Raw genomic sequence first — 9,853 nt, 5'->3', positions numbered from 1 at the left:
CGCGGTGCAGCCCTCGACTTTTGTCCGCGGACAAAAGTCGGCTCCGCGCCCGACGGCGCGCATGCCAGAGAGCAGCGGTGAGTCACTGCGGCAGCGCTGGAACGGGCGACTCGACGTGTTGGGCGAGGACCCGTTCGGTGATCCTCGTCGTCCCTCCGAAGTCCGGATCGAGCTGGCCACCTACCCGGAAGCCGTGGTCCTCACCGGCCTGGTCACCTCGGCATACTGGCAAGCCCATCCTCAATTGCTTACTGAAGCGGCGCAGCGACTCAACGTCGCACCCCACCAGCCTCCACTACGTGAGGTGGTCACGCATGATCGAGAAGGTGCCGTGACCCTGCTCCCCGCCTGTCAGTGGTGATCGCCATCATGGGGACATGACCGACCCGAACCTGACCACCGGCAGCAACTGGCGGCTCCACCACGGTGACCAGGAGATCGCCCGGCTGACGGTTACCGGCGCCGACATGCCCTGGATTCACGCCGAAGTCGAGACGCTCCCTGGCTTTGAACAGTTCCGCCTTCTCTTCCGTGAGCAAGAGCGAGCTGTCGACGAGGAGGACTGGGAGCAGGCCGACGCCTGCTACACCCAGATCCGCAATGCGCTCACCATGACGTTCCCCGACGGCAGCCCGGTCGCGGAGTTCATGCTGCACATCCACGACGACGGAACCGCCGGCTGGCGCTGGCACGACGAGCCCTTCGACACGGTGAACCAGTGACCTGGGTTCGCTGTTACTGGGGCGAGGAAGCCGTCTGGTTCTACTTCGAGCTGGACACCGATGGGCACGTGATCCGGCAAGTCGAGTTGCAGGAGCCCGGAAACAAGGCATTGGCCGCTGCCTCACTGGTCGAGTGGCAAGAAGCCCAGAGAGACGGTCGGTTGGCCGAATACGAGAGCGTCTATGGTCTGACCGCCGAGCTGCCCATCTCTGAGTGGGAGGGGCACGACCCGCAGCGGTTGTCGGCCAATGAGTTCGAGGTCGTTTGGTCGACCGCCCGTCGGCAGCTCCAGGATCGTCAGCGGCGACATCCTTCCTGAACGCATACTGCCGCGTCCTCTGATCGGGAACAGCCATCTTCAGTGCGAAACCGGGCATCAAGCGTCTCGCCATACTGACAAGGCCCTGGTCAGCGGCATCACCCTCGCCATGATCCATGAGACACGCCAGCGGCACAGCCCACGGGGCTTCCGCGACACGCCCCGCCATCCCACCAGTAAGTCGCGATGCAACCTGTCACCCCACAGGTCAACGGCCCCACACCTGAAAGGTCTGAGACGGACACCGGAGGCCAGATACGGTGCGGGCATGACGCTTGGGTTGCCCTCCGATGTTGCCGACGCGCTCGACGTGCTTCTCGGCACGGAGGACGCGACTCACCTCGCGCTCCGCCGACAAGTACCGCACCTACGGATGGCTGGACGCTGTTCATGCGGCTGCGGTACGACGGACTTCGACCTGGACACGGACACCGTGACGGCGGCGCCGCTCCCGGCCGGCACCGTGGTGGCGGCCGAGGTCCAGCTCTACGACACGGCTGAGCACTGCATCGGTGAGGTCCTGGCGTTCGCTCGGAACGGGTATTTGTCTTGGCTGGAGGTCTGCTCCTGGAGCGATGGCCCCGTGACCTTGGCTGACGCGCTACGGATGCTGCGCTCATAGATGCTCGAACGCCCCGGGTGGGAGGACACGCTACTGATCTGTCTGCCCGTGGGCGGGGACGCCGATGCTCCGTCGCATGATGCGGCGCATCTCGCTGAGCTGGTCCCAAAGCTCCACGATCTGGGTGTGCGCCTGCTCAAGGGACTCGCCCTCCCGGCGCGGCGGGATACCGCCGTCGAGACGGGCACCTACCCTCTCTGGCCCGCTCCGAGTATGGCGGTGCCGTGCAGTCATGGCCGGGCACCCGCGCAAACCGCGACGGTCGGAGAGACCGCTCAGGGGCGCAGACCGGTCCTGCTGGCAAGTCCCCGCCGGACAGGCTCTAGTACGGGCCGCCGCGGAAGAGCACACTGCCGTGGTGGCGCGGGCGGTCGCCGCGTTCGTACGCCGCGTCGGAGCGGTCGGCGGGGGCGGAGAGCCGGGCAAGCTTTCCGAGGGTGGTGAGGCCGGCAAGCACCTCCTCACGCCGATCCGAGGACTTCATCCAGGCCGGAAGCCGGGCGAACATCGACCTCGTCGGGGAGGTGTACCGCTCGCGCAGCTGGGCGCCCACGTACGCGGCAAGTGCTTCGATGTGTTCCTCGTTGTAGGCCCACAGGATCCGTCCCGCGCAGCGGGTCTGCAGCCAGAGCGGACGCCGGAAGAAGGGGTCTTCTGTGCCGCCCGGCACGGCGCCGACCAGGCCGGCATCCCGTTCCTCGGCCGTCCACTCGGCGACCGCGCCGCAGCCGCCACATGTCAGGCGCCGGGGCTGAAAGAGCAGGGCACTGAAGTACTTCGGCTTCGCCAGACGCGGCAAGGGCACGACGCTCGCGCGGCCCCCGCACCGCGGGCAGACCACGAACATCCAGTCCGTGAACTGCACGAGCCACGTGCCGTGGTCGTGGTGGCGGACCGGTGCGGGGTGCGCAGGCTTGGAACTCATGATCGACACCCTGCCAGCCGCGTCGCGCCTCGGTCGACCGAGATCCGGCGGCCCTGCGAGATCGAAGCGGAACCCCACAATTCCAGGACTGTGCCGTACATCGATGGGTGTCCGTGAAGCAGATCGGCCTGGTCGCGCTGCGTCAGTCGACGGCGATCGACGGTCGGGTTCTGCCGCCGACGACCTGGGGCCGAGGCCACCCTGCAAGCCAGCTCTGATAGCCCCCCGAGGGGCCCGACTTTTGTCCGCGGACAAAAGTCGGCGCGAGTACCGAGATCTCGGGGGCCGTCCCAGTCCGAGCGGTACGGACGCCGGACCGGACCCTCCGCAAGTCCCACAGGCCTGTGGTGTCGGACCTGCCTGGCACGATGCACCGCATGGCACTCGCACGCGCACTCGACGGCCTCGACGGTCGCCCCTGGTCACGTCTTTCCCACGCCTACGGCAGCGCCGAAGATCTCCCCGACCTGCTGCGGGCTCTGGCCGGAGCCGACGAGGCGGCGGCTGATGAGGCCCTGTCGGAGTTGTACGGGAGCGTGCTCCACCAAGGGACCGTCTACTCCGCCACCGCGGAGGTCATCCCCTTCCTGGCACGGATCGCGGCTGCCGGCCACCGGAAGGTGGATGTCCTGGCACTGCTCGGCGGCATGGCCGAGAGCGACGACGAGTACGGCGTGCCACCGGGCACGGTACGGGCGGCCGCAGCCGAGCAGCTCCCGCAGTTGCTGCCGCTGCTCGACGACCCGCATCCGGCGGTGCGGCAGGCTGCCGGTTGGGCGCTGTCACACACGCGCACGGCAGAGGCGGTGCTCCCTGCACTGCGCGCACGCTGGGGTCAGGAGTCCGATGCTCTGGTACGTGCAGAAGTGCTCGCCGGGATATCCCGTCTCTACCGGTCGCTGGGCGCGGCCATCGCGACTTCCGTCTTGGACCCGGCCGAGCCGGCCCAGGTGCGGCTGGCCGCGGTTCTCGCCTGCCTGGACGCGGACGTGCCATGGACGGGCATACATACCCGCACCATGTTGTCCCTCCTTCCGGCCGACCCGCTGGTCGCGGACCGCTTCGACCCGGAGCGCAACGAACCGCTCGCCGCCGTCACCGAGACGCTGCTCGGCCGCGGCGGTGATGCGGACCGGGAGGCCGTGTTCGCGCTGGTCGACTCTGCGCTGCGGGACGACCGGACCGAGGTCCGTTCCGAGGGGCTGTGGGCGGCCGAACGTGCCTGCATGCTGTCCCGCAGCGCCCCCGAGCGGCTGCTGCCCGCGTTGGTCGCCACGGCTGTCGACGAGGAGGCCGTGGTTTCGGTGGCCTCGCTCCTGGGTCATCTCGGGACGGTCGCCGCGCAGGCCGCTCCGGTACTAGCGCCGCTTGCCGGCCGCAATCCCGGGCAGGAAGACGACTACGCGGACCGCGCCCTCGCCGCGCTCGTGCTGATCGCCCCTGAGGAGGCCGCCCCGCTCCTGGCCCGCGCGCTGGAGCGGCGCCCCCGCGCGCTCGACGCCGCCGCCGGATTTCGTGCGCCGGCCGATGCCGCCTTCCCGTACGACGACGACCTCCTCGACGCCGTACGACACCGCCTCTCCCACCCCGAAGCGCTGCACGGCAACGAGCCATGGCAGCTGACGGCCCTCGTCATGGGCTGGGGTGGGCGGGCGGCCGCGGCGCTGCCGCAGCTCTACGCAGCGCTCCCTCACCATCCGGACCAGACCGCCCGCGCCATCACCGCCATCGCGGCCGACTGCGGAACCGACGAGCGTAGGGAGGCGGCACGGGAGCTGAGGGCCGCCGCGGAGAACGGATCGCTCCCGGCGGCCAAGGCCCTGTACGACCTGACCGGCGAGGAGCAGCACCTACTGCGCTGCCTTGCGCAGACGCTCGAAGGCCCCCTCCACCAACGCACGCAGGCAGCAGCGATCGCAGCCACCCTCGGCGCCCAGGCCGTAAACCTGATTCCGGTACTCCGCGCAGCGCTCACGGAACCGGACGGCGACACGACCACCCCGGCCCTCGACGCCGACACCGCACTCGCCGCGGCGCTGTGGCACATCACCCAGGACGCCGACACGGTGGCCCCGATCCTCGACTCGGTCTTCGCCCGGGCAGCTCAGAACCCCTGGTCCCAGTGGTCCGTTGCACGGGCGGCCCAGGCAACGGCACTCCTGGGGCCGGCCGGAAGGTCCTTGACCTCACACCTGGAATCCGCCTTCACCCACCCGGTCGCGGTCCCGGCAGCGGCCACAGCCCTGGTCGCCGTGGCAGGAACCGGCACCCTGGACCGGACCTCGCTCGCTACCGCCGTCCTCGACGCAGCCGAGGAGGAAGCCGACCCCATGGGAGCGTGCGACGCCCTGGGAGCCCTTGGCCCAGCCGCACTGTCCGCCGCCCAGGTGCAGCGGCTGGCAGTACTGGCCGAGGGTGACGCACGGGTCATCCGCTCAGGACTGGAAACTCAGATCATCAGCCGGGACGAAGCCTTCCGCACCCGAGCTCGCGCCCTCCTCGCGGCGGCCACCGACCACCCCACTGACTGACTTCCAGTGGTGCCTGACTTTTGTCCGCGGACAAAAGTCAGGCACCACTGAAGAGACCCGCACGGTACGACCGCACCTCAAGTGAGGTCGGCGCTGCGAGAGCGGGGGCGCTCGCGAGCCTGTCGTACCGGGATACGAGGGCGCGGAGTTCGCGGGCACTTCTGGGCGGCAGGGCGTGCATCACCTTGTCGAGGAGAACGCGGCCCTCCAGCGGGTTGCCGCAGCAATACCAGTGCACGTCGTCCCACTCGCACTCGTCCCACTGCCGGCCCTCGGAGCTGCGAACGAACTGCTGCCAGCGGTCGAGGGCCAGGATCACATCCCCTGGCTCCAGGTAGTTCCTCGTGTCTTCGAGGCGGACCACGTCCCGTACCGCATGCGCGGACATACCGTCGATGGACGGCTGCGCGCCCTGGGTGCGGCGCTGCCGGGGATAACCGGCCCTGAGCTCGCCCGGCCGCCTACGCGGCATGGGCCCTTGGCGTTGTCTGCATGCCGCATAGGGTGCCATCCCCTCGGACATCGCCGCCCCGACTTTTGTCCGCGGACAAAAGTCGAGCTGTAGGCGGATCCAGTCCGCGGCACGAGGGAGACGCGGGGTGTCGATGGCCAGCTAGCGACTCGACCGCCGCGGTGCCGAGCTTCTTCCAGGCCCTGACCGGACGAGAGGAGAAAAACAGCGTCGCCGTCGCCTCTACGGAGTCCTTCTCCAAGCGCACATGTTCCGGCGAAGCCGTGCGAGGTGCTGCCTGAACAGCACGGTTCAAAAACGAATAGGCAAGCCACCAGGCTGGACGTACTCTGCGGGCTGTGACAGTGAGATACGTACTGGACGGCAGCCAGGTCAGGACCCTGGAGGACTTCTGGCGGGTCGCCGGCGAGAGCATCGGGTGCGGCGGATACTTCGGCCGGAACCTCGACGCATTCGCTGACTGCCTCCGCGGCGGCTTCGGGACTCCGGACGATGGCGACTTCGTGATCGAATGGCGTGACCACGAGGCCTCCCGCCAGCATCTCGGGCACCCCGAGACTGCCCGGCAGCTCCAAATGTGGCTCGCCCGCTGTCATCCGACGAACAAGGAACGCATGACCGCCAGGCTCGCGGAAGCCCGCGCCGGCCGTGGCCCGACCGCCTTTGACTGGCTGGTCGAGATCATTGAAGAGGAACTTCCGGGCGGCCTACGCCTTCGTTAGCCAGGCCGACTGGTTACCACCCCGCGCCCGCACCAAACAACAGTCCTGGCTGACTCCGGCCCGGGCGACTCGGCCGGCCGAAGCCTGGGATGTGGTCAGCGATAGTCGTTGAGCCAGTCACCCGGGATCAGGTCGCGAACGCGGTCGAGGTCTTCTGCCGTCCGGCCGCGGGCCAGAACGGCCATACCGTCGTCGTCGCGCAGAAGGACGTCCTGGCCCAGGAACCACCGGATGGCGTGTTCCTCCTCGCCGATGGGATACGCGGGGAAGGGCAGCCGGAGGGCGTTCTCCTCCAGCAGCTCGATGCTGGTGTCGTCCGGGTCGAGGAAGTCGCATAGCTCTTCATCGGCCTGCAGAGACTCAGACAATACGATCTCCACGAAGCAGAGGGAAAGGCGCTCCAGCCACTGCTCCCACCGCTCGGCGCTCTTGTCGGCAAGGTCAGCTCGCATGAACACCGCAGGGTCGTCCTCCTGCAGGCTGTCCAGGAGGATGCCCCAGGACGCGGCTCCCTGGTTCTCGTGACGGAAGACCAGGGCCTGGTTGCTGTCATCCATATACAGCTCGGCCGGGCCGAGCAGCACATCGTGGTTGCTCGTGAGATCCCGTCGGCGCCCGAACAAGAGATACGCCTCGCGCAACGCCGCCGGCAGCCGGATTCCCAGTCTCTCCTCGGCAGCCATGAGATCGGCCTCTGCCCACCCATCACCGTTCTCCAGTGCATCAGCCCAGTGGGCAGCGAAGCCCTGGATGAAGCCCCACGCACCACTACGGCTTTCGACGCCTCTGGCAAGAGACGCAGAAAGATCGAACTCTTGTGTCATGCCAGGACGATATCCGTCCCGCTCACGTGGCCCATCCACACCTCGACACGCCGGCCTTTCCACCTCACGCGACGAAGTCACGGGGTCGCCACTCAGGACGCCGTCTTGTCCGCCATGGTCGCTTCGGTCACCCTGAGGACGGCCTGCCGACGCATCCTCGACTTACACCGCTCAGTCATCCCGCCAAGGGGTCACGCGCGCTTCTGCCGTCCGCATACCTCGTCAGAGGTGGACGTCACCGACCCCCTACAACCGTGTTCGCCCGGTCTCCGCCCTGACATGCCCAGCCTTGAGGAGCACTCGCTTGGCCATTCTCTCGCCCAGTGGTTTACACCCCGCTTTGGCCGCCGAGCTCGCCCACCGTGCAACCTGCGACCAGGAAGCCCGAAAGCGCTGGCAGGAAACGCGGAGCACGACCGATGGTGATGCTCTGGTGCGTACCGACGCCGACAACACCAAATGGCTTGCGGGAGTGGTCGCCGAGCACGGGTGGCCCGGGATCGCCCTCGTAGGCGAGGAAGGTTCCGACGCCGCCTGGCTGCTAGCCCAGCACGCAGACGGTGACCCCGGCTTCCAGGCCCGCGCCCTCGACCTGATCACCGCTGCCCACGCGGCCGGGGACGTTCCTGGCCGCCACCTCGCCTATCTCACCGACCGCGTCCGCACCGCCAGGGGCGAGCCGCAGGTGTACGGCACGCAGTACGAGCCTGATGACACCGGCGTCCTCGCCCGCCTTCCCACGATCGAGCTCGCCCACCTGGACGACCGGCGTACTGCCATGGGTCTCGAACCCGCCGCCGATAACGACGCCAGGATCCGAGCGCTCTACCCCTCTGGAGGGAATAAGTGATTGGCAACGTCGACGCGCCTGCCCTGGGGCACGGGGAATGGTCGGCGGGACCGGACCGGGTGCGGGCCGTCCTCGTCACCCCAAGCGCCGGCCTGCTCGTCATTCGCCGCGTGAAACCCGGCGTTGCGCCGTATCACGTACTGCCCGGCGGCAAGGTCGAGCCTGGTGACGACGGGCCCGAGGCGGCCCTGTTGCGGGAGATCCGTGAGGAGATCGCCGGGGAAGCCACCGGCCTCCGCCATTTGCATACCCACCAGGAGAACGGCGAACGGCAGGACATCTACACCGCCAGCATCGCCGTATGGTCATGGGCCGACCGCACCGGGCCCGAATTCACCGAACCCGGGCGGGGCGAATACCACTTGGAGGAGGTCCCACTCACCGCCGGGCACGTCGCTGACCTCAACCTCAAGCCCGAAGGAGTTCGGGCCGTCATACTGGACGCCCTGACCAGCGGCCGCATTCCTACCCGCGACACCGGCAGCACGCAGGGGTACTGGGACCACTACGCCACCGGCTGGGGCGTGATCGACTGGCCCGACGACACCCGGTGGCGCGGCTGGACCCAGTACGAGGGCCACGGGCCCGGCCCGGAGCATCTCGGCACTCCCGGAAGCATCCTCGAACTCGGCTGCGGATCCGCGATCGAGCTGGCGTACTACGCTCGCCGCGGGATCCCTGTCACCGGCGTCGACCTCGCCCCGGCTCACATCGACGCCGCCCGGGCCCGGTGCAGCGGTCTTCCCGCCGACTTCCACAACACCGACATCACCTCGTTCCTCTCCGGCACCGAGCGCTGTTGGGACGTCGCCCTGTCGCGGTTCGGCGCCGTCTGGTTCAGCAACCCGCGCCATCTCCTGCCGCTGATCCTTGCCCGTCTCAACCCCGGCGGCCTGCTCGCGTTCAGCCACGCACCCGCCGTGCCCGGCTGCTACGGCCCGCAGGGCATGTACCCGGGGGCGCTGCGCGGGCGGCCGATCGAAGTCCGCCGCTGGTCCTACACACCCCGGAAGTGGACCAGCCTCCTCCTGGCGGCTGGCTTCGAGCGGGTAGAGGCGGCGGTACTTCCCGCGCCCAACCCAGCGGACCTCGGGACCCTCATGGTCCGGGCGTGGGCCCCGGCTAGCTGATGCTGCTTCGCCAGGCTTCGAATTGGGGGCTCCCTCGTAGGGGAGCCGGCGAGAGCTACCTCGGCTCTCGTAGCGCGGACGAAGGAACCCTGCGACCTGTGCGACGCACGTGCCAGCCCAAGGCAGGGCAGCCCATGGATGAACGGGTTTGCAGCGCAGGTGCGGGCTTCCGGAGGGTAGCCTCCTCCCGTGTCCAGCTGCTTCGCCGTTCCAAGCAGCTCACCGTTCCCTGCTCGTCGGGGATGAACCCCGTGCATGCTCACCATGCCGTTGCTTCCCGCTCCCCGCGGGGATGACCTACGCGTCGTTACACCTCTGCCGGTCACAAGGAACCGTGCATGCTTTCTATGACGAAATGGCGCCAACATAGTGCAACAGCACGGTACTTGTGCAGTTTCCGGATGCTGCACGGTCAGCGCTCAAGGCGCCTCAGGAGCCCCTGGCGAGCCACAGATGCGCTGTCGCGCAGCCGAGCCCGTCATCCACGTCCTGGCATACAAGCGACGGGCTCGGCCTCAACCGCAGAAGGGATCCGCGAATGTCCCGTACATTACGTCCACGCAACTTCCAGATCAGCAGCGGGCAGCAGTCACAGTCGTGGCTGCTGCCCGTTCTCGTTGCCGTCCTCACGGCCGGCGCAGGATCGCAGCTTCCGGTGGACGGCTGGATCCGGGCCACCGTCCTCGTCATCGTGTTGGTCGTCGTAGCGCGGGCTTCACTCACACGAGTGGTCTT

10 protein-coding genes and 1 pseudogene are annotated in these 9,853 nt (G+C 68.3%); 8 read left to right on the top strand and 3 right to left on the bottom strand.

What is annotated here, in order from left to right:
* The 4 genes and pseudogenes from ABZ128_RS10515 to ABZ128_RS10500 all read left to right on the top strand — a co-directional run.
* Nucleotides 1-361 (top strand): annotated as a pseudogene (locus tag ABZ128_RS10515) (hypothetical protein); the annotation flags it as partial.
* Nucleotides 362-377: 16 nt separating this feature from the next.
* On the top strand, nucleotides 378-722 hold the full coding sequence (locus tag ABZ128_RS10510; RefSeq protein ID WP_356847419.1) for a hypothetical protein: 345 nt from the start codon (nucleotides 378-380) through the stop codon (nucleotides 720-722).
* Nucleotides 719-1,042: a hypothetical protein gene (locus tag ABZ128_RS10505; protein WP_356847417.1), complete on the top strand. Its 324-nt coding sequence runs from the start codon at nucleotides 719-721 to the stop codon at nucleotides 1,040-1,042. Before ABZ128_RS10510 ends, ABZ128_RS10505 begins: the two co-directional genes overlap by 4 nt.
* A 268-nt stretch (nucleotides 1,043-1,310) precedes the next feature.
* Nucleotides 1,311-1,664, top strand: a complete 354-nt coding sequence (locus tag ABZ128_RS10500) for a hypothetical protein (RefSeq protein ID WP_356847415.1) — start codon at nucleotides 1,311-1,313, stop codon at nucleotides 1,662-1,664.
* A 322-nt stretch (nucleotides 1,665-1,986) separates the two neighbouring features.
* Here ABZ128_RS10500 and ABZ128_RS10495 read toward each other — a convergent pair whose 3' ends face one another.
* Nucleotides 1,987-2,589, bottom strand: coding sequence for a hypothetical protein (locus tag ABZ128_RS10495; protein ID WP_356847413.1), 603 nt, complete (start codon nucleotides 2,587-2,589; stop codon nucleotides 1,987-1,989).
* A 377-nt stretch (nucleotides 2,590-2,966) separates the two neighbouring features.
* On the opposite strand from ABZ128_RS10495, the gene ABZ128_RS10490 reads away from it, so the two are divergent.
* Nucleotides 2,967-5,120, top strand: a complete 2,154-nt coding sequence (locus tag ABZ128_RS10490; RefSeq protein ID WP_356847411.1) for a HEAT repeat domain-containing protein — start codon at nucleotides 2,967-2,969, stop codon at nucleotides 5,118-5,120.
* 37 nt (nucleotides 5,121-5,157) lie between these two features.
* Here ABZ128_RS10490 and ABZ128_RS10485 read toward each other — a convergent pair whose 3' ends face one another.
* Nucleotides 5,158-5,592: a hypothetical protein gene (locus ABZ128_RS10485; RefSeq protein ID WP_356847410.1), complete on the bottom strand. Its 435-nt coding sequence runs from the start codon at nucleotides 5,590-5,592 to the stop codon at nucleotides 5,158-5,160.
* A gap of 338 nt (nucleotides 5,593-5,930) precedes the next feature.
* Here ABZ128_RS10485 and ABZ128_RS10480 point away from each other — a divergent pair, with 338 nt between their 5' ends.
* The gene (locus tag ABZ128_RS10480; protein WP_356847409.1) at nucleotides 5,931-6,314 is read left to right on the top strand and encodes a barstar family protein; all 384 of its coding nucleotides are present in this window, start codon (nucleotides 5,931-5,933) and stop codon (nucleotides 6,312-6,314) included.
* A 95-nt stretch (nucleotides 6,315-6,409) separates the two neighbouring features.
* Here ABZ128_RS10480 and ABZ128_RS10475 read toward each other — a convergent pair whose 3' ends face one another.
* Nucleotides 6,410-7,138 (bottom strand): SMI1/KNR4 family protein, encoded by a 729-nt coding sequence (locus ABZ128_RS10475; RefSeq protein WP_356847407.1) that lies wholly within the window; start codon nucleotides 7,136-7,138, stop codon nucleotides 6,410-6,412.
* A gap of 433 nt (nucleotides 7,139-7,571) precedes the next feature.
* On the opposite strand from ABZ128_RS10475, the gene ABZ128_RS10470 reads away from it, so the two are divergent.
* Both ABZ128_RS10470 and ABZ128_RS10465 read left to right on the top strand, forming a co-directional pair.
* Nucleotides 7,572-7,988: a DUF6624 domain-containing protein gene (locus ABZ128_RS10470; RefSeq protein ID WP_356847406.1), complete on the top strand. Its 417-nt coding sequence runs from the start codon at nucleotides 7,572-7,574 to the stop codon at nucleotides 7,986-7,988.
* The gene (locus tag ABZ128_RS10465; protein WP_356847404.1) at nucleotides 7,985-9,118 is read left to right on the top strand and encodes a methyltransferase domain-containing protein; all 1,134 of its coding nucleotides are present in this window, start codon (nucleotides 7,985-7,987) and stop codon (nucleotides 9,116-9,118) included. The genes ABZ128_RS10470 and ABZ128_RS10465 overlap by 4 nt, the downstream gene beginning before the upstream one ends.
* Nucleotides 9,119-9,853 lie beyond the last annotated feature (735 nt).

The sequence above is a fragment of the Streptomyces sp. NPDC006326 genome, assembly GCF_040612915.1.
Classification (GTDB): Bacteria; Actinomycetota; Actinomycetes; order Streptomycetales; family Streptomycetaceae; genus Streptomyces.
Note: the sequence above shows the minus strand (reverse complement) of the source record. Positions and strands in the feature narration are given on the sequence as shown.